Annotated in this window: 20 protein-coding genes; 4 read left to right on the top strand and 16 right to left on the bottom strand. The window is 59.2% G+C overall.

What is annotated here, in order from left to right:
* Positions 1-352: 352 nt before the first annotated feature.
* Positions 353-1,279 carry a 23S rRNA (adenine(1618)-N(6))-methyltransferase RlmF gene (gene rlmF, locus V7Q10_RS07200; RefSeq protein WP_333868390.1) on the top strand — a complete coding sequence of 309 codons (927 nt, stop codon included), beginning with the start codon at positions 353-355 and terminating at the stop codon, positions 1,277-1,279.
* Positions 1,280-1,473: 194 nt separating this feature from the next.
* Entirely contained in the window at positions 1,474-2,055 is a 582-nt protein-coding gene (locus V7Q10_RS07195; RefSeq protein ID WP_333868389.1) for a hypothetical protein, read from the top strand.
* A gap of 7 nt (positions 2,056-2,062) precedes the next feature.
* Here V7Q10_RS07195 and V7Q10_RS07190 read toward each other — a convergent pair whose 3' ends face one another.
* Positions 2,063-2,932, bottom strand: coding sequence for an AEC family transporter (locus V7Q10_RS07190; RefSeq protein WP_333868388.1), 870 nt, complete (start codon positions 2,930-2,932; stop codon positions 2,063-2,065).
* Between the two features lie 188 nt (positions 2,933-3,120).
* On the opposite strand from V7Q10_RS07190, the gene V7Q10_RS07185 reads away from it, so the two are divergent.
* Entirely contained in the window at positions 3,121-3,471 is a 351-nt protein-coding gene (locus V7Q10_RS07185) for a RidA family protein (protein ID WP_333868387.1), read from the top strand.
* A gap of 35 nt (positions 3,472-3,506) precedes the next feature.
* Here V7Q10_RS07185 and pgi read toward each other — a convergent pair whose 3' ends face one another.
* The 3 genes from pgi to zwf are packed head-to-tail and all read right to left on the bottom strand — an operon-like array spanning position 3,507 to position 7,234.
* Positions 3,507-5,108: a glucose-6-phosphate isomerase gene (gene pgi / locus V7Q10_RS07180; RefSeq protein ID WP_333868386.1), complete on the bottom strand. Its 1,602-nt coding sequence runs from the start codon at positions 5,106-5,108 to the stop codon at positions 3,507-3,509.
* Positions 5,109-5,111: 3 nt separating this feature from the next.
* Positions 5,112-5,783 carry a 6-phosphogluconolactonase gene (gene pgl / locus V7Q10_RS07175; RefSeq protein ID WP_333868385.1) on the bottom strand — a complete coding sequence of 224 codons (672 nt, stop codon included), beginning with the start codon at positions 5,781-5,783 and terminating at the stop codon, positions 5,112-5,114.
* Positions 5,780-7,234, bottom strand: coding sequence for a glucose-6-phosphate dehydrogenase (zwf, locus tag V7Q10_RS07170; RefSeq protein ID WP_333868384.1), 1,455 nt, complete (start codon positions 7,232-7,234; stop codon positions 5,780-5,782). Before zwf ends, pgl begins: the two co-directional genes overlap by 4 nt.
* A gap of 270 nt (positions 7,235-7,504) precedes the next feature.
* Between zwf and modA the strand changes: the two genes are divergently transcribed.
* Complete coding sequence (gene modA / locus V7Q10_RS07165) at positions 7,505-8,263, top strand: molybdate ABC transporter substrate-binding protein (RefSeq protein WP_333868383.1); 759 nt, start codon at positions 7,505-7,507, stop codon at positions 8,261-8,263.
* A gap of 13 nt (positions 8,264-8,276) precedes the next feature.
* On the opposite strand, the gene urtE is transcribed toward modA, so the two are convergent.
* The 12 genes from urtE to V7Q10_RS07105 form a co-directional block, all read right to left on the bottom strand.
* Entirely contained in the window at positions 8,277-8,972 is a 696-nt protein-coding gene (urtE, locus tag V7Q10_RS07160; RefSeq protein WP_333868382.1) for an urea ABC transporter ATP-binding subunit UrtE, read from the bottom strand.
* Positions 8,972-9,715, bottom strand: coding sequence for an urea ABC transporter ATP-binding protein UrtD (urtD, locus tag V7Q10_RS07155; RefSeq protein WP_333868381.1), 744 nt, complete (start codon positions 9,713-9,715; stop codon positions 8,972-8,974). The genes urtE and urtD overlap by 1 nt, the downstream gene beginning before the upstream one ends.
* Positions 9,712-10,920, bottom strand: a complete 1,209-nt coding sequence (gene urtC, locus V7Q10_RS07150; RefSeq protein WP_333868380.1) for an urea ABC transporter permease subunit UrtC — start codon at positions 10,918-10,920, stop codon at positions 9,712-9,714. Before urtC ends, urtD begins: the two co-directional genes overlap by 4 nt.
* A gap of 3 nt (positions 10,921-10,923) precedes the next feature.
* Positions 10,924-12,855 (bottom strand): urea ABC transporter permease subunit UrtB, encoded by a 1,932-nt coding sequence (gene urtB / locus V7Q10_RS07145; protein ID WP_333868379.1) that lies wholly within the window; start codon positions 12,853-12,855, stop codon positions 10,924-10,926.
* Between the two features lie 51 nt (positions 12,856-12,906).
* On the bottom strand, positions 12,907-14,193 hold the full coding sequence (gene urtA, locus V7Q10_RS07140; protein ID WP_333868378.1) for an urea ABC transporter substrate-binding protein: 1,287 nt from the start codon (positions 14,191-14,193) through the stop codon (positions 12,907-12,909).
* A gap of 333 nt (positions 14,194-14,526) precedes the next feature.
* Positions 14,527-15,111 carry an HNH endonuclease gene (locus tag V7Q10_RS07135; protein WP_333868377.1) on the bottom strand — a complete coding sequence of 195 codons (585 nt, stop codon included), beginning with the start codon at positions 15,109-15,111 and terminating at the stop codon, positions 14,527-14,529.
* Between the two features lie 194 nt (positions 15,112-15,305).
* A complete protein-coding gene (locus V7Q10_RS07130; protein WP_333868376.1) occupies positions 15,306-16,091 on the bottom strand; it encodes an FAD binding domain-containing protein in 786 nt (261 codons plus the stop codon).
* A gap of 12 nt (positions 16,092-16,103) precedes the next feature.
* The gene (locus tag V7Q10_RS07125) at positions 16,104-18,476 is read right to left on the bottom strand and encodes a xanthine dehydrogenase family protein molybdopterin-binding subunit (RefSeq protein ID WP_333868375.1); all 2,373 of its coding nucleotides are present in this window, start codon (positions 18,474-18,476) and stop codon (positions 16,104-16,106) included.
* A gap of 51 nt (positions 18,477-18,527) precedes the next feature.
* A complete protein-coding gene (locus V7Q10_RS07120; protein WP_333868374.1) occupies positions 18,528-19,013 on the bottom strand; it encodes a (2Fe-2S)-binding protein in 486 nt (161 codons plus the stop codon).
* A 27-nt stretch (positions 19,014-19,040) separates the two neighbouring features.
* On the bottom strand, positions 19,041-19,547 hold the full coding sequence (locus tag V7Q10_RS07115) for a CoxG family protein (RefSeq protein ID WP_333868373.1): 507 nt from the start codon (positions 19,545-19,547) through the stop codon (positions 19,041-19,043).
* A 51-nt stretch (positions 19,548-19,598) separates the two neighbouring features.
* The gene (locus V7Q10_RS07110) at positions 19,599-21,815 is read right to left on the bottom strand and encodes a hybrid sensor histidine kinase/response regulator (protein WP_333868372.1); all 2,217 of its coding nucleotides are present in this window, start codon (positions 21,813-21,815) and stop codon (positions 19,599-19,601) included.
* On the bottom strand, positions 21,812-22,960 hold the full coding sequence (locus V7Q10_RS07105; protein WP_333868370.1) for an FIST N-terminal domain-containing protein: 1,149 nt from the start codon (positions 22,958-22,960) through the stop codon (positions 21,812-21,814). Before V7Q10_RS07105 ends, V7Q10_RS07110 begins: the two co-directional genes overlap by 4 nt.
* Positions 22,961-22,966 lie beyond the last annotated feature (6 nt).

Genomic DNA, 22,966 nt, shown 5'->3' with positions numbered 1-22,966 from the left:
AATGGTAGAGCAGCAGCTTCCCAAGCTGAATACGAGGGTTCGATTCCCTTCACCCGCTCCAATCTCAAAAGCTTCCTATGGGGTTTAAACGCCGTCTTGAGACTTTGATTGTCTCATGCCGTGCCCCGACTGCCCAATCCCACAGAATGTGCGGGCCTTGCAGCTCTGGTCAGCTTGGGGCCGTTACGGTTCAGGGCTGGCAGGTCCGCACGGAATCCGGTTTCAGGTGAGGATAGCTGCAATCAATCATCCCGGTGCAACATCCTAATAATTTTACTATTTTTGCATGAGGGTTTAAGATCAAAGACCGGTTTGGCTCGATGCCTGCATCAACTTTAACGAGGGCTTGTCCATGGCCACCAAAACTATGCTGCACCCCCGTAACCAACACAGAGAAGGTTACGATTTTGCGCGCTTGGTGGCACAATCCCCTGAACTTGCAGCCTTTGCGATCACCAACCCGCTTGGTCAGACGACGATTGATTTTCAAAATGTGTTGGCAGTCCGGATGCTTAATCGGGCATTGCTGACGACGTATTACAATATAAATTTTTGGGATATTCCGCCCAATTATCTATGCCCGCCAATTCCCGGGCGTGTTGACTATATCCACTATCTGGCGGACTTGCTTGCACAGAGCAACAATCAAGAAATCCCTCGCGGGCGGAATGTCAAAGTTCTGGATATAGGTACCGGTGCGAGTTTGGTGTACCCTCTTATTGGTCAGAGTGAATATGGATGGCATTTTACAGGCGTCGACATAGATCCAATTGCGATCAAATCCGCACAGCAGATTTGCCAATTCAACAAATTAAAAATCACCCTTAGGCACCAAAATAACCGTGAGAATATCTTTAAAGGCGTGATCGAACCCCGCGATGCTTTTCACGTCACCATGTGCAACCCGCCTTTCCATTCCTCGATCGAACAAGCCGATAAGGGCACACAACGCAAGTGGGCCAATCTTGGCAAAGGGCACTCACAAAAACTCAATTTTGGAGGGCAAAATGCTGAACTCTGGTGCCCGGGTGGCGAGATAAAGTTCATCGCCAGCATGGTTGAACAGAGCATGGAGTTCGCGGAGCAGTGCCTGTGGTTTACCTCGTTGGTCTCGAAAAAAGACAATCTTCAGCCGCTTTCTAGAATTTTGGAAAAGGCTAAGGTTGCTAATTTTAAAGTAATCGAAATGGCACAGGGACAAAAAACAAGCCGCTTTGTTGCTTGGACATTTGTTAAGGAAAATCAACGCCCGCTATTTTTCAGTGCGGCCAAGACATAGTGCAGAGAGAAAACGCTTTCAGATCATCTTGATCAGCTGTCGCATCCGCGATGCCTGCGATTGGACCGTGGCGCTGCTTATATCGCTATCAGAAGCGCTAAGGCGTGAAATAGTGCGGCTTGCGGTTGACTTTGGTGCAAAAATCGCCATTTCAGACAAACAGATTTACTTTTCTGAATGTGAATGGACGCCAGATGAAACCTATCCCTCGATCCATCGCCTTGGCCTGTGGCGCCGTGCTGCTCCTTGGCGCAGGCTATGCCTATAGCAACCGCTATGCCGTCGAGCATTTTGTGATGAGCCGGATGCATGACGAGAGCGGCCAGCATATGGGCGGCTTTGGCATGGGGCATATGTTCAAGGGCGTTGACACCACAGAGGCCGAGGAATCGGAGCTGCGGGCGATGTTTGAAAACAATACCGGCATCGCGCGGCGGGTCGAAAACCTGCCAAACGGCATTCGCACCACCACCACGGCGCAGGATGAAGATCTGCGCAACGCTTTGATCAGCCATGCCGCGGGGATGATTGCGCGGGTGGATGAGGGCCGTGATCCCAAGGTTTTCATCCAAAGCCCGACGCTTGATCTGCTGTTTCAAAACCGCGCTTTGATCACCACGCAGATTGAGACGACCGCTGATGGCATCATCGTTACCCAAACCTCAGAAGATGCAGCGACTGTGGCGGCCTTGCAAAAACATGCGGGCGAGGTCAGCGACCTTGCGGCGCGCGGCATGCAATCGGTGCATGAGGCGATGCAGCAGCGCCTGAACTAAGGCGCGCCTATAGCGCCAGCCAAAGCCCCAAGGGCAACAGGGCAAGGCTGGCGACATGCCCCATGATCACAATCGAGGCGACCCGATTTGGCGCCACGTTGAATTTATCGGCCAGCATAAAGTTGAACATCGCCGAGGGCAGGCAGGCGTAAAGAATAAAGGCGCCGCGCTCAAGCCCTGACAGCGGCAAAAGCCACAGGATCGCAAAGCAGGCCACCAGCCGCACCGCTGCGGCCAGAACCGCGCCGCGCAGGCCCGCACTTGCATCGCGCACCTGACTGCTGGACAGCCGCGCGCCCAGCGACAGCAGCATCAGCGGCACGATCACCGCGCTGATCATCGCCAAGGGCCTGTCCAACCACAGCGGCAAATGCAGCCCGCCTTGGGCAAAGCCAAGCCCCAGCAGCGTCGCCCAAACCAGCGGATTGGCATAGAGCATCCGCCAGTCGATCCGCCCGCTCATGATGCCAGCGCCCAGCGTGAAATGCAGGATATTTGACACCACCAGCAAGACCACCGCCAGCGGCAGGCCCTGCGCGCCATAAGCCAAGACAATCAAGGGAATGCCAATCGGCCCCACATTGGTGAACATCGCGCAAGGCAGAAAAGCCCGCGCCCCTGCCCCCGAAACCTTGGCCAAAGGCAGCGCCAAAATCCCTGTCGCACCAATGTGCAAGACCACGGCAAAGCAAAACAGCAGCGCCGCCCTAGGGTCAAAGCCCTTGCTCGACATCGAAGTGAAAATCAAAATCGGCAGCAAAAGATCAATCGTCATGCGGTTGACACCAGCCAGCTCAGGCTTGACCGCGCGGCTGTAGAAAAAGCCAAGCAGCACGATCACCAAAATTGGCAGGGTGATGTCAAGGATCTGGGTCATCGGCGCGCCTTTGCTGGCTGTGGTCTTAGGGTGCTGAAACCGCAGCAAAGAATTGGCGCGCAGCTTGGGCAACCTAGGGTGCCGCTGCGGCAAAGGCAAAGCCAATCTCTGGGGTGGCTCTCTTTCCCTTTGCGGCGCGTTGGGTTAGCAAGGCCGCAGCGACCCCTGTGTTTCTGAAAGGATATTCCATGAGCGAGATCAAACGTATCGGTGTTGGCGCCCGCATGTCGGAAGCCGTTTGCTATAACGGCATTGCTTGGCTTGCCGGTCAAGTCGGCACCGCTGGCGAAAGCGTCACCCAGCAGACGCAGACCTGCCTTGCCGAGGTGGACCGCATTCTGGCCGCCGCTGGCACCGATAAGACCCGCATTCTGTCGACACAAATCTGGCTGGCCGATATGGCCGATTTCGCCGAAATGAACGCGGTTTGGGACACTTGGGTGCCACAGGGCCACACGCCCGCACGCGCCACGGGCGAAGCAAAGCTGGCAGCCCCCGGCTATCTGGTCGAGGTTATCGTGACCGCCGCCCTTGCCTGAAACCACTGGCGCAGCCCTTCAGGCTGCGCCCGCTTTTAGCCGCGCAAATAGGCGACCAGCGCCTGCGTCGAGCCATCTTTGCCCGCCGCGCTTTCCTTGCCTTCAAGGATCGGTTGCAGCGCCAGCGCCAGCTCTTTGCCCAATTCCACGCCCCATTGGTCATAGGAATTCAGGCCCAAGATCACGCCTTCGACAAACACCCGATGTTCATAAAGTGCGATGATCTGGCCCAACACGAAAGGCGTCAGCAGCGGATAGACCAGCGTCGTCGAAGGGCGATTACCCGCAAAGACGCGGTGGCGGGCTTGGCGGTCAAGCTCGGCCCCTGTCAGACCCTTTTTCGCCATGATCGCAGTTGCCTCGGCCAAGGACCGCCCGCGCATCAGCGCTTCGGATTGGGCAAGGCAGTTCGAGGCCAGCAGCAAATGCTGATGCGCCAGATCAGCCTCATGGCCCGAGCGCGCGATCATGAATTCGCAAGGCACGACGCGGGTGCCTTGGTGGATCAGCTGATAAAACGCGTGCTGGCCATTGGTGCCGGGTTCGCCCCAAACCACGGGGCCGGCCTGGGTCGCAAGCGCGCTGCCATCCATCGCCACCGACTTGCCGTTGCTTTCCATTTCCAGCTGCTGCAAATAGGCAGGCAACCGGCTAAGGCGTTGATCATAGGGCAAAACCGCACGGGTGCTATAGTCGCAAATCTGGTTGTGCCAGATGCCAACCAAGGCCAGCATGACCGGCATATTCTGCGCAAACTCGGCGGTCAGGAAATGCTGATCCATGGCGCGGCCACCGGCAAGAAACTCTTCAAACCGCTCTGGCCCAATCGCGATCATCAGCGCCAGACCAATCGGCCCCCAGATCGAATAGCGCCCGCCGACCCAATCTTCAAAACCAAACACCCGCGACGGATCAATGCCCATCGCAGCGGTCTTTTCGGCAGCGGTGGAAACGGCTGCAAACTGCGCGCCGGTGTTGCGCACTTTGCCCGCCATCCAGCGCCGCGCGGTCTCGGCATTGGTCATCGTCTCGATGGTGGTAAAGGTTTTCGAGGCCACGATCACCAGCGTGGTCTCGGGGTTCAGCCCCTTGAGCACATCGGCGACATGGGCGCCGTCAACGTTGCTGACATAATGCACCCGCGGCCCGTCGTGATAGGGCGCAAGCGCCAGCGTCGCCATCACCGGCCCCAGATCAGAGCCACCAATGCCGATATTGATCACATCGGTAATCGCGCCGCCCTGCCCGGTGATGCGGCCTGCGCGCAGATCGCGGGCAAAGTCTGCCATCCGCGCCAGCGTCTCGCGCACCTCTCGCATGACATCGGCCCCGTCGACAGCGATCACTGCCTCTGGCCCCGCCCGCAAGGCGGTGTGCAACACGGCGCGGCCCTCGGTGTCATTGATCTTTTCGCCCGAAAACATCGCCGCGCGCTTTTCAGCCACGCCGGAAACCTTGGCAAGTTCGATCAGCAAGTCTTTGGTTTTGCTGTCAATATTGGTCTTGGAATAATCCAGCATCATTTGATCAGCCGAGACTGAAAAATCCGCAGCCCGATCGGTTTCGTCAAACAAAGAGATCAGCGGCCGCGTTGCCACCGATGCGTGATAGGCCTGCAAGGATTGCCATTTTGACATGAGTTACTCCGCCCAATGAATTGTTGCGTGATCAAGCACCGCGCGCACGGGGGCCTCAAGCGGCGACAGATGCCAAGCCGCCTCGATGGCTGCGCGCTTTTCGGCGCCGGTGATCAGGATATGGATGTTTTTTGCAGCCGCCAGCACTGGGGCTGTCAGGGTGATGCGCGGCTCGCCCGCAGCCTCGGCCCGCATTGGCAGCAGGATCGGCGCGTCGGGGCTAAGCGCTTCGGCCAAAAGATCGGCACCAGGAAACAGGCTTGCGGTGTGCATATCCGCCCCCATCCCCAACAGCAGAACCGACAAAGGCAGATGCGGCGCAATCGCCGCAGAGAGGTCGGCAAGCGCCGCTTCGGGCATTTCAGTCGGGGCATAAAGCGGCAAAAGCTGCGCTGCCGCCGCCTTATCCACCAAAAGCCGCGCGCGCAGCAAGGCGGTGTTCGAACGCGGGCTGTCTTCGCCGACCCAACGCTCGTCGTTCAGCACCACGGCAATATTGGCCCAATCCAGACTGACCGCCGATAAGATGTCAAACACCGGCCCCGGCGTGGTGCCCCCCGGCACACTGAACGAGGCCCGCCCCTGCGCAAAAAGTTCCTCGCGCAGATCAGAGGCCAAGCGGTCTGCAAGGCCAATCATCAGTGCTTCGCGGTCGGGATAGGTCTCGATCCTCATTTCTTGATCTCGCGCCAGCGGCGACCGTCGCGGTGCATCAGCATCAGCGCATCCTCTGGCCCAGAAGATCCCGCGTCATAGGCTTGCGGTTTGTCACCGCGCGCCTCCCAGCCTTGAATGATCGGATCGGTCCAGGCCCAAGCCGCCTCGACCTCGTCGCCGCGCATGAACAGGGTCTGATTGCCGCGGATCACATCCATGATCAGCCGTTCGTAGGCGTCTGGCACATCCTCGGCCTCGTCGCCCAAAGCCTCGGCAAAGGACATATCCAGCGGCACCTGCATCATCCGCATGCCGCCCGGCCCCGGTTCTTTGATCATCACCATCAGGTTCATGCCCTCATCGGGCTGCAAGCGGATCACCAGCACGTTTTCATGCCAGCCGCTTTCATTGTCGAAAATCGCATGGGGCGGCTGCTTGAAGGTGATCGCAATTTCGCTGGCGCGCGCACGCAAACGCTTGCCGGTGCGCAGATAAAACGGCGTGCCCTGCCAGCGCCAGTTCGACACCGTGGTTTTCAGCGCGATATAGCTTTCGGTCTTGCTGCTGGCGTCTTCGCAATGCTCAAGATACCCGCCCTCGCCGTTGCCAGCGCGGTATTGGCCGCGCACGATGTCATCGGGCTGCACCGGCGACAGCGCGCGGATAACTTTAAGCTTTTCATCGCGCACAGCGTCTGGGTCAAAGTGATAGGGCGGCTCCATCGCGATTAGGCAGAGCAATTGCATCATATGGTTTTGCACCATATCGCGCATCGCACCCGATTTGTCGTAATAGGCGCCACGACCTTCGACGCTGACAGTTTCGGCCACGGTGATCTGCACATGATCGACATATTCCGCCTTCCACAGCGGTTCGAACAAGATATTGGCAAAGCGCACCGCCATCAGGTTTTGCACGGTCTCCTTGCCCAGATAGTGGTCGATGCGGTAGATCTGGGCCTCGTTGAAATGCTTGGCCAGCACCGCGTTCAGCGCCTTGGCCGAGGCCAGATCGCGGCCAAAGGGCTTTTCCACCACGATGCGGCTTTCAGCATGGGCGATGCCGTGGGTGTGCAGCCGTTCCGCAATATCGCCAAACAGCGAGGGCGCGACCGAAAAGTAAAACGCCCGCACCATGTCAGGGCGCACAGCAGATTTTAGCTTATCCCAGCCAGTCACCCCCAGCGCATCAATCGAGATATAGCTGATTTTTTCCAAAAACGCCGCGATAACGCCAGCATCACGCCGATTTTCGGGCACGAATTCCTCAATCGCCTCGGCCACCATCTGGCGAAAGCCTGCATCATCCAGATCGGCGCGGGCAGCACCAATAATCCGGCTGTCTTCGGTCATCTGACCTTGCAGAAACCGCCGATAAAGCCCCGGCAGAATCTTGCGTTTGGCAAGATCCCCCGTTCCGCCAAAGATCACCAGATCAAAAGCATCAACCGGAATTACGCGCGAAACCATGGCTTACCTCGTCTTTTGTGGCAGTATAGCGGCACCAGCGCAGATCGACCAGATGCGGGGCGGGCCCCGATCCTTGTTAGCGCTAACGAGGTGCTTTTACGGTGACTTAGCCCGCAAGTCTAGCAGAGGATGCAGACTATTCGCATCGAATTTCCCCTGGAAGCGCTGCGGTTGCAAAGATTTGAGCCAAAGCCCGCCGCATCTGCCTTGTCGCGCCCTTTTGTGAATGTCACACTTGGTTATTTCTTGCTGATGTCAGGATTCGCACCTATGCGTCGCTTTGTTTTCTCCAGCCTTTTTGCGCTTTGCTTTACCAATCCCGCGCTTGCCGAAACCGTCAAGGTCTTTGCCGCCGCATCGCTTAAGACCGCGCTTGACCAAGTTGCCGCCGATTTCACCGCCCAAACCGGCAATCAGGTTGTGATCAGCTATGCAGGGTCCAACACATTGGCCAAGCAGATTTTGAATGGCGCGCCTGCTGACATTTTCATCTCGGCCAATACAGCTTGGATGGATGAGCTGGAAAAGGCCGGCCTGCTGGTGACGGGCAGCCGTAAGGATATCTTAAAAAACATCCTTGTTCTGATTGCGCATGGCAAGGATGCTCCTCATGTGGCGATCAGTGAAGATCTTGATCTTGCGGGGCTTTTGGCGGGCAATCGGCTGGCGATGGCGATGGTGGATGCGGTGCCTGCGGGGCAGTACGGCAAGGCAGCTTTGATCTCTTTGGGGCTGTGGGACAGTGTGGCCGCCTCGGTCGCGCAGGCTGAAAATGTGCGTGCGGCGCTGGCTTTGGTGGCGCGCGATGAGGCGCCCTTTGGCATTGTCTACGCCACTGATGCCAAGGCCGAGCCCAGCGTCAGCGTCGTTGGCCGCTTTCCGCCAGAGAGTTATCCCGCCATCACCTATCCCGCGGCCCTGTTGAACGAAGCGCGCGACGCCGCCGATGCGGGCTTTTTCGCTGCCCTGACAGCGCCCGAGGCCGCCGCTCATTTCACCGCTGAAGGCTTTACCATGCTGACACCCTAGCCCGCCCGAGCGATTAAACCGATACATGCGCGCGCAGATCGGCCTTCTCGAAACTCGCCTTTGCGCCGGAAACGGAAACCGCGCCGCGCTGCAAGACATAAAACTGATCCGCCAAGCCATAGGCAAATTCGAAATATTGCTCGACCAGCACAATCGCAATATCGCCCTTGGCCTTCAGATGCGTCAGAACATGGCCGATTTGTTGAATGATATTGGGCTGAATGCCTTCGGTCGGCTCGTCCAGCAACAGCACTTTGGGCCGCATCAGCATTGCCCGTGCGATTGCCAATTGCTGCTGCTGCCCGCCCGACAAATCGCCGCCTCGGCGCGCGCGCATGTCTTTTAGCACCGGAAACAGCGCGTAAACTTCTTCGGCGATGTGATGCTCGGATTTTGGCAGCACCGCAAAGGCGGTCTCTAGATTTTCGCGCACTGTCAGCAGCGGAAAGATCATCCGGCCCTGCGGCACCACCGAAAGCCCGCGGCGCGCCATTTGCTGCGCAGGCAGCACGCCAAGGCTTTCACCGCCAAGCTCGACACTGCCCCCCGAGCGCGGATGCGTGCCCGCAAGCGCCTTCAGCAGGCTGGTTTTGCCGGTGCCATTGGTGCCCATCACACAAGTGATCTCGCCGGTTTTGGCCTCAAAATCAATGCCGTGCAAGATTTGCGAGCCGCCGTAATGCAGCGTAATTCCCTTGGCTTTCAGCATTATCCCCGCCCCAGATAGACGTCGATGACGTCTTTGTTTTTGGTGACATGGTCCAAAGACCCTTCGGCCAGAACCGCGCCTTCATGCAGCACGGTGACGCGGCAATTCAGCCTGCGCACGAAATCCATGTCATGCTCGACCACCACCACCGCGCGGGTTTTGGCGATCTCGGTCAAAAGCGCTGTGGTGCGCTCGCGCTCGGCCAAGGTCATGCCGGCGGCGGGTTCATCGACCAACAACAGCCGCGGCTCTTGCGCCAGCAACATCGCAATTTCCAGCCATTGCTTTTGGCCGTGGCTTAACTCGCCCGCCTTGCGCGGCAGATGATCAATCAGCCCCACCTGTGCGGCCAAGGCCTGCACACGCGCAAGATCGGCGGGCTTGGCGCGCCACCCCAGCACCCGCCAAGGGCTGCGCGCGGCTTTCAGCGCAAGCGTCAGATTCTCGGCCACCGTCTGATCTTCAAACACCGTGGGGCGCTGAAACTTGCGGCCAATGCCCGCCCGCGCGATGTCAGCCTCTGATAGTTTCAGCAAAGACACCGATTTCTCGCCAAAGGTGACCGATCCGCTGTCAGGCCGGGTCTTGCCGGTGACGATATCCATAAAGGTGGATTTGCCGGCGCCATTCGGCCCAATGATGGCGCGCAATTCGGCCGGGCCAATGGAAAAGGTCAGGTTGTTGATGGCGCGAAAACCGTCAAAGCTGACCGTGACGCCCGAAACTTCTAACAGCGCGCTCATTCCACCGCCTCGCGTTCTTGTAAAGCTCCGGCATCTGGCCCCAGCGGCGCGCCTTTGCGGTCAGGCCGACCCAAGCCCGCCAAACGGTCAAACAGCCCACCAATGCCCTTGGGCGCAAACAGCGTCACCCCAACAAAGGCCAGCCCCAGCAATACCTGCCACCAATCCACCCAGTTCAAGGTGCCAAAACCAAGCGGCAGCGACGGCACGCGCCCGCCGGTGAACCAGCTTGACAGCAAAGACACCAAAGCAGCACCAATCACCGCGCCATAAAGCCGCCCGCGCCCGCCAATCGCCACCCAAACCGCCAGATAGATCGAGGCCATTGGCGCAAGTTCGGCCGGATTGATGATGCCGGCTTGCGGATAGTAAAGCGCCCCCGCAAGCGCTGCGATCACCGCCGTCAGCGCAAACAGCACCAGCTTGTAGCTTTCCACCGAATAGCCCAGAAACCGCACCCGCGCCTCGTCATCGCGAATGGCGCGAATGACCGAGCCAAACTTGCCCGAAACGATCCAGGCAAGCCCCAGATAGCACAGCCCCAAACCAAGTGCCGAGGCCCAAAGGAACCACAACGACAAGCGGTCTTGCCCCACAGCCTCGAGCCCCGGCAGGTTTTGCAGGCCCGACAGCCCGTTGTTGCCGCGCAAACCGCTGTCGTTTTGAAACAGGTAAAGCGCCAGCGCCAAGGTCATCGCTTGGGTCAGGATCGACAGATACACCCCCGTCACCCGTGCGCGAAACGCCAGCCAGCCAAACACCAGCGCCAAAAGCCCCGGCACTGCCACCACCAGCAGCAATTGCAGCGGCAGGCTATGAGCAAAGCCCCAGATCGCGGGCAGATCCGAGGCCCCCACCACCCCGAAAATCTGCGAGGCAATGCCCTGCTCCAGCTCTGCCGCCGTGGCAGGCAAGGGGCTATTGGCAAGCGAGGCCACCACAATCTCGGCGGTGCGCGCATACATCAGCCACATGCCGATCATATAGCCGCCAAGCGCGAAAAACGCCATATGGCCCAAAGACAGGATCCCCGCATAGCCCCAGATCAGATCCATCGCCAAGGCCGCGATGCACAGGCACAGTGTCTTGCCCAAGGTCTTGACAAAAGAGGTAGACATCAGCCCCGCCTGCGCCAAAACCGTTGCGGCCAAGGTCAGGCAAATCAGGCTTATCAAAAACACATAAGTCGCGCGTGTGATCCGCATGGCTCAATCCCCCGCCGCACGACCACGCAGGGCGATAATGCCGCGCGGTCTGAATTGGATGAACAAAATGATGAACAAAATCATATAGGTTTGTGCGGCAAGCGTGTTTGACGGGTTCATGAACTCGATCAGCTTTTGCAAGCCACCGATCATCCCTGCCCCGGCAAGCGCGCCCCAGATATTGCCAACCCCGCCCACCACAACCGTCATGAAGGATTGCACGATATAGTCAGATCCCAGCTCCGAGGTGACCTTGGCAAAAAGCCCAATCGCCACCCCCGCAATCCCCGCAATGCCCGATCCGATGCCAAAGGTCAGCATATTGATGCGGTCAGGATTGATCCCCATCGAGGCCGCCATCGTCGGATTTTGCGTGACCGCCCGCACCTCAAGCCCCAGCCGCGTGCGCTTCATCAGCCAAAGGATAAAGCCCAAAAACACCAGCGCCAGCACAAAGATCGCGATGCGGATATAGCTGATCGAGACCACATCATTCAGGCTTAACGCCCCATCAAGCCAAGCGGGCGAGGTTAAGGGCCGCGCTTGGGTGCCAAAGACATTCTTCAAAATCTGCTGCAAAGCGATCGAGATGCCAAAGGTCGCAAGCAGGGTCTCAAGCGGGCGTTTGTACAGATGTCTAATCACCAAACGCTCCATCGCCACGCCTGCGGCAAAGGTCACCGCAAAGGCCAAAGGCAGCGCAATCAGGATCGAGGCGGTGTAATTGGGCACAAATTGCTGCACCACATAGCCGGTATAGGCCCCCAGCGTGATAAACTCGCCATGCGCCATATTGATCACCCCCATCACACCAAAGGTAATCGCAAGCCCAATAGCTGCCAGAAAATAGATCGAGGCCAGCGACAGCGCGTCCAAACTTAGATCCGCGGCCTGCATCAGCGCCACCTTATAGCCGATCTTGCGCAGCGCGGCGGCCGCAGCGGTGGTCACAGCCGGGTCGGGTTCCAGATAGACCTCGTAATAGCCAAAATCATCGACCACGGATTTGGCCTGCGCTTCGGTCTTGGCCGGGCGCGCCTTGCCTGCTGACACCAAGGCCAGATAGGCGCGGTCGCGCGCGGCCTGATCGCTGAGATCGGCCAGCGCCACGCCGCCAACCATACCGTCCGCGATATTGGCGATCAGCGTCTCGCGCTCGGCCTCGATGGTCAGCCGTGGCAGGGCAAGCTCTTGCGCCACCAAAAGCTCGTAAGCTTGGGTTTGCGTCAGATCGCGGCCGATTTGCAATTGCCGCGCGATATTGCCTTCGGGCGCTTGCGCGGCCGCCGCGCGTTTCACCGCCAGCAGCGGGTTCAGCGCGCCGCGCAGATCCAAGCCCAGATCGGCGCCAAAGCTGTTGATCGCCGCCACCCGTGCCGCCGTCTCTGCATCAAAGCGCAGCGTCAGCAACCGCTCAAGCCTTTGCTTTTGTGCCTTTAAAGCCAGATCCACCTCGCCTTCGATCGCTGCGCGCAAAGGGGCCAGCGCCTCGGGCTTGGGGTCTTTGGCAATCGACTCGAGCGCCGCTTGGCGCTTGGCAGGATCGGGGTCAGACAGGGTAAATTGCACCAGCGCGGTCGCAATCATCGCCCGCACACCGGCATTGGGTTTCAATTCTATCATCTCGGATTTTGCCGCAGTGCCAACCCCTGCCCCCGTCAGATCCCGCAACGCATAGCCCGCAGCATCCGGCGAGATCAGAAAGAACGCCCCATCGGCCTTGCGCAGCCCTAGGCCCTTATCGCCCCAGGCCTGCAAGACCGCAGGCGCCGCAGGATCGCCACTTTCCGCCAAAGCGTCGATCACCGGCGCAATGCTCTGGCGCGAGGCCTTTTCCACCAAGGCCGCATTGGCGGTTAAAATCTGCAAAGCGGTTTCCGCCCGCAGCGGGGCCGCACAAAAAACTGCCAGCAGGCAGGCGATCAAAAGGCGCATAGGGTCATCCGATTTGGGAAGGGAGGGGCCAAAAAGGCCCCTCCGCCACGTTTAGTAGTTCGAGGTCAACTGAACGCAGGTCTTGGTGTCTTTGTTATACATCCCGCATTTCAGATCCTTCCAATCGGACTCGAGCACCGCCGATTCCGGCAGATAATCGGTCCAAGCATCGCCCGGAACCGGCTCGGTCTGGCTGATGATGTCAAACTGGCCATCGGCCCGGATCTCACCAATCAGCACGGGTTTGGTCAGGTGGTGGTTTGGCAGCATCTCGGCCATGGTGCCGGTGAGGTTCGGGAATTTCTGCCCGATCATCGCCTCGGAGACCGCATCAACATCCGTGGTGCCCGCTGCCGTGACCGCATTCACCCACATGTTAAAGCCGATGTAATGCGCCTCCATCGGATCGTTGGTGACGCGCTTGTCGTCTTTGATAAAGGCGTGCCATTCGTCAATAAAGGCTTTGTTTTCAGCGGTATCAGCCGACATGAAATAGTTCCAAGCCGCCAGATGGCCAACAAGGTTGCTGGTGTCCAGACCCGAAAGCTCTTCTTCGCCAACCGAGAAAGCCACCACGGGCAGCTTGTCTGCGGTCACGCCAGCTGCGGCCAGTTCTTTGTAAAAGCCGATATTGGCATCGCCGTTGATGGTCGAGATCACGCCGACCTTTTTGCCATCCGCCCCAAGTGCCACAACGTCGCCGACGATCTTGGACCAATCGGAATGGCCAAAGGGGGTGTAGTTGACAAAGATGTCTTCCTTGGCGATGCCCTTTTGCGTCAGATAGGCCTCAAGAATGTTGTTGGTGGTGCGCGGATAGACGTAGTCGGTGCCCAAAAGCGCGAATTTCTCGATACCCAATTCATTCAGGAAATAATCCACCGCAGGGATCGCCTGCTGGTTTGGCGCGGCACCGGTGTAGAAGACGTTCTTTGACGATTCCTCGCCCTCGTATTGCACGGGGTAGAACAGCAGGCCGTTCAGCTCTTCGATCACCGGCAGCACCGATTTGCGCGACACAGAGGTCCAGCAGCCAAACATCACATCGACCTTATCCACCGTCAAAAGCTCGCGGGCTTTTTCCGCAAACAGCGGCCAATCCGAGGCTGGGTCCACCACCACCGCTTCAAGCTTTTTGCCCAAAAGACCGCCCTTGGCGTTTTGCGCCTCGATCAGCATCAGCATGGTGTCTTTCAAAGTGGTCTCGGAAATCGCCATGGTGCCCGAAAGCGAATGCAGAACCCCGATCTTAATCGTCTCACCGGCAGCAAAGGCCATGCGTGGCAAAGACATGGCAGCGATAGCCGAACCCAAAAGTGCGCGTCGTGTCAGTTTCATCTCAATTTCCCCTGTTGCGTGCCATTGCGGCATCAAATGTCTGGTGATGAGGGGTGACCCCTTTGCATCAAATCCGATCTCGGATGCGACCCGAGCAAGGCAAGGGAAGCACAGCCACTGCGGCGTTCAATCGGATCAGTTAGATTTTATGATATTTCTGCAATGCAGCATTGATATGCCAAAAAACTAGGCGCATTTTTATGCCGCAGCGCAGAAACACAGCAAAGACGCGAGCAAGAGGGGTGCAAAATTTCTTCAGCGCCCAAGAAAAATGCGCGCTGCTGCGGCCAAAGGCTGCAAAAAATATATGCTGTTTATCCGAGTCTGGTCGCCCTAAGCGTCCAATTCTGCATCCCAATACAGATAATCCATCCAGCTTTCGTGCAGGTGGTTCGGCGGAAAGCGGCGGCCGTGGGTGTTCATCTCGCTTGCGGTGGGCGCGCGCGGCACTTTGGCCAGCTGTAGGCCGGCTTGTTTCAAGGTGCGCGAGCCTTTGTGCAGATTGCAGGGCGAGCAGGCAGCGACCACATTCTCCCAGCTTGTCACGCCGCCGCGACAGCGTGGCAGCACATGGTCAAAGGTCAGATCGCCCTTGCTGCCGCAATATTGGCAGCAAAATTCGTCGCGCAGAAAAAGATTAAAGCGCGTGAAGGCCACGCGCTTTTGAGGTTTTACAAAGTCTTTCAGCACGACAACCGAAGGTATGCGAAATTCTTGTCGCTGCGAATGGATCACCTGATCATATTCGGCGACAATCTGCACCCGGTCCAGAACGGCGGCCTTGATCGCCTCTTGCCAGGGCCAGAGCGACAGCGGGTAATAACTCAGCGGTCGAAAATCCGCATTCAGCACCAGCGCCGGAAATTGCCGAAGCGCAGCGGGTTCGCGTACAAATTGCGTTCTGAAATCGCCGTCCATTCCGAAAGTGACTCCCTTTCCGTCCCTTCGCCTTTGCAGACAGGGGGCGGAAGCAGCCGCCCCGTACCCCTCGACTATATCTGGCGATCCAAAGCGCGCAACCCCCAGATATTGCCAAGATGTCGCAACAAAGCGTGACAGCGGCATGACAAAGGGCCCTGCAATCGCAGGGCCCTTTGCGGTATTTTCGCCGTTTAAGCCGCAGCGACCGCGCGGGCGGTCAAAACCTTGACCAAATTGCCGCGGTAGGCCGGCGTTCCGTGCAGATCAGAGATGAAATCGGAATGATCCACCGAAAGCCCCGCAAGGGCTGCCGCCGAAAAGTCCTTTGACAGCGCTTCCTCGGCCTCTGACCAGCGGAAAACGCCATCGTTTGACGCGCCTGTCACCGCAACCCGCACGCCGTCGGCGTATTTGGCGACAAACACCGCCGTCAACGCAAAGCGGCTGGCAGGTTGGTTGAACTTCACATAGGCCGCCTTTTCCGGGATCGGAAAGGCCACTTCGGTGATGAACTCGCCCTCTTCCAAAGCGGTGGTGAACATGCCTTGGAAATAGTCATCTGCCGCGATCTTACGCTTGTTGGTGACCACGGTCGCCCCCGAGCCCAGAACCGCGCTTGGATAGCAGGCGGCGGGGTCGTTGTTGGCGATGGATCCGCCAAGCGTGCCACGGTTGCGCACCGCCGGATCGCCGATGCCGCCGGCCAAAGCCGCAAGCGCCGGGTAATGGCTTGCAGCCTCGCGGGCAACCACCGCATGCGGGGTGGCCGCACCGACATGCAGGCCGCCATCGCCCTTGCAGACGCCCTTGGTCTCGGCGATGCCGGTCAGGCAGACCAAAACGCCCGGCGAAGCAAGCCGCTGCTTCATCGTCGGCACCAAGGTCTGACCACCCGACAGGGCCTGCGCCCCCTCGGCCGTCAAAGCCTTGGTGGCTTCGGCAATCGTCGAAGGCTTTACGAATTCGAAGTCATACATCGTTCTTCCTCCTTAAGCGTTGATCGCTGCCCAGACCCGCGACGGCGAGACTGGCATATCAATATGGGTAACGTGTTTGTAGCCGCCGCGTTGCAGCGCATCAATCACCGCATTCACCACCGCAGGCGGGCTGCCGATCGCCCCTGCCTCGCCGCAGCCCTTTACCCCAAGCGGGTTATGGGTGCATTCGGTGACACAGGAATGATCCACCGTGTAGAACGGCACATCCTCGGCGCGCGGCATGGCGTAATCCATATAGCTTGCCGACAACAGCTGGCCGTTCTCGTCATAGATGGTGTTTTCCAACAGCGCCTGACCGATGCCTTGGCCAACACCGCCATGCACCTGCCCCTCGACGATCATCGGGTTCATCACATTGCCAAAGTCATCGGCACAGGTAAAGGACGCAACCTCGACCTGTCCCGTGGCGGGATCGACCTCGACCTCGCAGGCATAGGCGCCGGCAGGATAGGTGAAGTTTGCAGGGTCATAGAACGAGGTTTCTTCCAAGCCAGGTTCCAAGGTTTCCAGCGGATAGTTGTGCGGCACATAGGCAGAAAAGGCGATCTCGCCAAAGGTTTTCGCCTTATCAGTGCCCGCAACCGAGAATTTGCCATCGGCAAATTCGATGTCGCCCTCAGCCGCCTCTAGCATGTGGGCTGCGATCTTTTTGCCCTTGGCGATGATCTTATCCACCGCTTTGACCATGGCCGATCCCGCAACCGCCAAGCTGCGCGAGCCATAAGACCCCATCCCGAACGGGATTTTCGAGGTGTCGCCATGCACGATTTCCACCGCACTTTCGGCAATGCCCAAACGCTCGGCCACGATCTGCGCAAAGACGGTCTCATGCCCCTGCCCGTGGCTATGCGCGCCGGTCATCACCGAGATGCTGCCAGTCGCATTGACCCGCACCGTGGCTGCATCAAACAGACCCACCCGCGCGCCCAGAACCCCAACCAGATGCGAAGGTGCGATCCCGCAAGCCTCGATCCAGGTTGACAGGCCCAGCCCACGCAGCTTGCCCTTGGCTTTGCTGGCAGCCGCGCGCTTTTCAAAGCCCGCCAGATCGCCAAGTTCGATCATTTTCTCCAGCGTCGCCTGATAGTTGCCGGTGTCGTACACAAGTCCGACAGGCGTGGTATAGGGGAACATATCAGTGGTGATAAAGTTCTTACGGCGAATTTCGACCTTATCCAGCCCCAACTCATCCGCCGCCTTGTCGATCACACGTTCGATCGAATAGGTGGCTTCGGGCCGGCCTGCACCGCGGTAGGCATCAACGGGGGCGGTGTTGGTGAACACGGCCTTGACGTTGACATAGACCAGCGGGGTTTTGTAAGGCCCCGCCATCAGCGTGCCGTGCAAGAAGGTCGGCGTCACGGTGGCAAAGTTCGACAAATACGCGCCGACATTGGCCATGGTTTCGGTGCGCAGCGCAAGGAAGGTGCCGTCTTTGTCCAAGGCAAGCTGAATGGTGGTGACATGGTCGCGGCCATGCGCATCCGACAAGAAGCTTTCCGAACGCTCGGCCACCCATTTCACCGGCCGACGCAGCGCCTTCGAGGCCGCAAGCACCGCCGCCTCTTCGCCGTAGTGATAGATTTTCGAGCCAAAGCCGCCGCCGACATCGGGAGCGATCACGGTCAGTTTGTTTTCAGGAATGCCCATCACAAAGGCCGCGATCAACAGACGCGACAGGTGCGGGTTCTGCGAGGTGGTATAAAGCTTGTAATCGCCGGTGCCTGCATCGTAATCGCCAATGCTGGCGCGCGGCTCCATCGCATTTGGAACCAGACGGTTGTTCACCAATTCCAAGGTGGTGACATGGGGCGCGGCAGCAAAGGCCGCATCCACAGCGGCGCGGTTGTCTTCAATCCAGCCCCAATCGAAACAGACGTTGTTGTCGATCTCGTCATGCACGCGGTGCGCGGGGTTGGCCACGGCCTTGGCCATATCCACAATCGCCGGCAGCTCGGTAAAGTCGGCGTCAATCGCCGCCGCCGCATCCTTGGCTTGTTCCAGCGTTTCGGCCACCACAATCGCATAGGCGTCGCCGACATGGCGCACTTTGCCATGCGCCAGAACCGGACGCTTGGGCTCTTTCATCGTCGCCCCGTCGCGGCTGTTGATATACCAGCCCGCCGGATTGCCGCCCATGGCTGCAAAATCAGCCCCCGTCATGATCGCCAGCACCCCAGGCATTGCCGAAGCCGCTGTGGTGTCGATCTTATTGATCGTCGCATGCGCCATTTCCGAGCGTGCAAAATAGGCATAGCCCTGCTTGTGCAGGTTAATATCGGCCGTATAGCGGCCCTGTCCGGTCAAAAACCGGATATCCTCGCGCCGCTTTACGCTGGCGCCGATGCCATGATCTTTCGGCATTCCATCCTCCCTTAATGCGATACGGTCAAACCGTCCGCGACTTGGTTGACATCATTCAGCAGGAACCGAGGCCACATCCTGCCCCGAAGCCGCCAGAACTGCTTTGACGATGTTGTGATAGCCCGTGCAGCGGCAGATATTGCCTTCAAGGTAATGCCGCACTTCGGATTCGGTGGGCTTGGGGTTTTCAGCCAAAAGCGCTGCCGAAGACATCACCATGCCGGGGGTGCAAAAGCCGCATTGCAGCCCGTGATGATCTTGAAACGCCTGCTGCACCACGCCAAGGCTGCCGTCTGCATTGGCCATGCCTTCGATGGTGCGCACCTGCGACCCCGCCACATCTTGGGCAAAAACGCTGCAAGATTTCACCGGCTTGCCATCGACATGCACCACACAAGCGCCGCATTGCGAGGTATCACAGCCGACATGGGTGCCCGTCAGCCCCAAGCCTTCGCGCAGATAGGCCGACAACAGCGTCCGCCCCTCTGTCTCTGCCGAAACGGTTTTCCCGTTCACGACCATAGTGACCTTTGTCATAGTATCCTCCCTTTACATCCCTGTGGTTCAGCTGATCAGCCGCTTGAACCAGCCTTTTTTCTGTGTCTCATCCGTGCCTTCCTCGGCCTCGGCTGGCCCTTCGACGGCCGTTTGAAAGCGTTCAAAGAAGGTATCGGCCATCTTTTTGGCAAAGCTGTCGATGATGCGGCTGCCAAGCTGGGCGATCTTGCCGCCGACATTGGCCTCGACCTCGTAGCTCAGTCGGGTGCCGCCCTCGATCGGCTCGAGCGTCACTTTGGCGCCGCCCTTGGCATAGCCCGCAGGCCCACCCTTGCCCTCGCCCGAAATGGTCAGGCCCTTGCCAATATCCAGATCAGACAGCTTCACAAGCCCGGTAAAGCGCGCCGAAACCGGCCCGACCTTTTGCGCCACCACGGCTTCAAAACCGTCTTCAGCACTGCCCGTCATGCTTTCGCAGCCCGGCACGCAGTCTTTCAAAACTTCAGGGTTCAAAAGGGCTGCCCAAACCACCTCTGGGCTGGCCATAATATCGCGGCTGTCGATCAGTTGCATAGAAATTCCTCTTCACGTTGCACGAAGCCTAATCGGCAAAAACCGTTCCGGCTATACGCCCTTGGTCGTAGCCTCTGCGCTCAGGCCAAAAGCTGCCAAAACTGCGCGCAGCGCCGGCGCGTCGATCGGTTTGGTCACCAAATCCACGCCCGCAACTGCTGCGCGTGCCCGCAGATCGGCCGAATGATCCGCCGTCACCAGCCTCACCGCGGCAGCACCGTGATCGGCGCGCAGCCGCGCGATCAGATCAAGCCCGGTCATGCCAGTGCCAAGCTGTTGATCAATCAGATAGAAATCGGGCAAGATGCCCAGCTCTTCGATCAGCGCCAGCGCCTCTTCGCCCGAGCCCGCCTCCAGCACATCGACGCCCCATTTTTCCAGCACAAGGCCCATGGCGCGGCGCAGGTCTTCGTCGTTTTCCACCAAAAACCCGATGCGGCCCTGCAATTGCACCGAAGGCTGCACGGGCGCGATGCGATCGGGGGCAAGGCTTTCGCTGATCGGCAGCTCGATCGAAAAACAACTGCCGCGGCCCGGCTGGCTGATCAGCCCCAAAGGGTGGCCCAAAAGCGCACAGGCGCGTTCGACAATCGCAAGGCCAAGCCCCATGCCTTCGCTGGCCGAAGCCTTGGCGTTCAGCCGGTGGAACTCTTTGAAAATATTGCTCTGCTCTTCTGGCGGGATGCCCAAGCCGCTGTCCCAAACCTCGATCCGGCACTGGCCGCGCCGCAGCCGCGCGCCGACCAGAACCTTGCCACGCTGGGTATAGCGAATCGCATTGGCGATCAGGTTTTGCAAAATCCGGCGCAGATAGGCAGGGTCCGAGCTGACCACCACATCCGACGGCCGCACCACCAGCCGCAGGCCTTTGGCAGCGGCAAAGCCCGAAAACTCGGCCTGCAACTGCGCCAGCAGCGGCCCAAGCCGCACCGGCACCGCCGTCACCGCCAGCTTACCGCTTTCCAGTTTCGAGATATTCAGCAGCGCGTCCAAAATCCCTTCGACAGAGATCAGCGCGTTATGCGCCTTTTCCAGCGTGCCACGGGTCTCGGGGGTCAGCGCGCTGTCCTCGATGGAGGACAAAAACAGCTTGGCCGCAGACAAAGGCTGCAACAGATCATGGCTGGCGGCGGCCACAAAGCGCGAGCGGCTGGCGTTGGCGCGCTCGGCGGTTTCCAGCGCGTCTTCCAATTCCAGCGTGCGCGCCCGCACCCGCGCCTCAAGCGTTTCATTGGCGCGGCTTAGCCCCGCAATCGCCTCGCGTTCCAGCGTGACATCGGCAAAGCTCATCACAAAGCCGCTTTCGGGCATTTCCTGCGCAAAAACCGTCAGCACACGGCCCGCGCGGCGCACCTCAAAGCTCAGGTCCGGCCGCCCCTGCCGCCCGTCAACCCAAAGCCGCAACCGCGCCGCATCCATGCCTGCGCCAAAGTCGAAATCCTGCTGTAACCGCGTCAAAAGCGCCTCGAAGCCATCGCCCAAGCGCAGTTTCGCCAAGGGAAGCGCCAAAAGGGTTGCCAAGCGGCGGTTCCACCCCGCCAAACTGGCCGCCGCATCAAAGATCGCCACGCCTTGGTTGATATGATCCAAAGTCGCGCGGATCACCCGGGCCTGATCGTCCAGCAGCTTGCCACGCTCGACCCGCTCGGCGCGGATGATGTCGGTGACATCGGTCTGCAAGATCACCGTGCCGCCCTCGCTGGTGCGATGTTCGGACACCTGCACCCAAGCATCGCCGCGCATGGCGACGTTGAACATTACATGGCGTTCTTGGTGCCTGCGGCGACGTTTGGCTGACCACTCTTGTGGGTTTTCCCCTGCGGGCAGCACAAAAAACTGCGAGGTGCTGACGGCTTTGACATAGTCGTCAAAGTGAAGTCCCGCCTTAAGAATATCTTGCAAATCATTAAGATACATACCAAATCTGGAATTACACATGACCAGAACATCTTGGGCATCAAACAGCGCAAAGCCTTCCTGCACGGTTTCCAGCGCATCGGCCAGATTGCGCCGCGCGGCCTCGGTTTCGGCATTGGCTTGGCCCAAGGCGGCGTTCGAGGCGTTTAGCAGATCCAGCGCCCGTTCCAATTCGCGGGTACGCTCGCGCACCTGATCTTCCAGCATCGCGGCGCGCTGGAACTGCGCATAGGCAGCCCCTGCATCATCGGTGATCGCCTCGACCCGCCGCATCAGCACCGAGGCGATGGTCAAAAGCTTTTCATTCTGCCGCGCAAGGCTATCGGCGGGGTTGATCAGCGCATCGCTCATGCCGGCTCTGGCGGATAGATCGCCACCCCGGTCATGGTTTGATTGACATGCATCGAATTCCACTGCTCGCCATAGGTGGAAAACCCTGTCACCCGATGCGCCCGCAAAACCTGCGACACCGCGCCATAGCTTTGCTTCTCAGTCGCCTCCATCCGCCGCAAGATGCAATCCGCGGCCAAAATCGCCAAGGGCGCAGTCTTGGCGCAAAGCCCCGCCAGCGCGTCTTGCAGATGCGCCGCCATGTCTTGCGGTTCGGCCAAGGTCAGCACCAGCCCCTCGTCGATGGCCGAAAAGAACACCAGATCGCCGTTTTCATCCACCCGTTGGATCGCGCGTACATGATGCCGCCCGCCGATCCGCACCACCACCGGATGGGCGGCAAAGGTAAAAGCGGTCAACTGTGTCGGGTCTTTGCCCAGCAATCGGGCATATTCCAGTGCCGCAGGTTCGGCATTGATCTGGCTGACCAAACGGCGGGCGGGATCGGCTTGGGTCACCACCATGCGTTTCGCGGTGGGCACCAGATGATCCAAGTTGAACACCTGTACAGGACAACGCGTGCGCAGCATCAGCAAAACCGCTGCATGGCGCAAAAACCGCCCCGCATGCAGCACAAAGCTTTGGCGAAAATCCTGCCCATCGGCAGCCGAGCCACCAAACAGCGGCATCGGCCCAAGCCCGGGAGCAAGCGCTGCGGTCAGCTCGTCTTCACGGATAGACAGCCCGTCCACCATCAGAAAAGCAAACTCGTGGCGCCAAGCGGGCCGGGCCCGCTCTAGCCCTGTGCGAGAGCGGATCATCTGGCCGATCAGCGCCTCGCTGTCGATATGGTCCAGATCTTCCACCAGAAGGGTCTGACAGGCGAAGAGATCGGCCGGAAAGCCCACGGCGACGATCTCGCCCTCGGTGTAGCCCTGCGCCGAAATCTCGCCCGCGGTGGTGCAGCCAATCACCGGACAATCGCCAAATTCCGCCGCAAGCCCAAGGCTGAGGGCCGCCAAATCGGCTGTGGGCGAGATGAAAAGCACCACCTGCGCAAAGGGCCCTGCCCCCAAGGCGCGCGCCAAATCCTGCGCGGCATTGACTGCGGTTGCGGCAACATGCGCGGTCGGCAAAGGCGAAAGCGCGGCGATCTGAGCGGGCATCAAAGC

It is taken from the genome of Cypionkella sp., from assembly GCF_036782355.1.
Lineage (GTDB): Bacteria > Pseudomonadota > Alphaproteobacteria > Rhodobacterales > Rhodobacteraceae > Cypionkella.
This window is presented reverse-complemented; position numbering and strand designations above follow the sequence as displayed.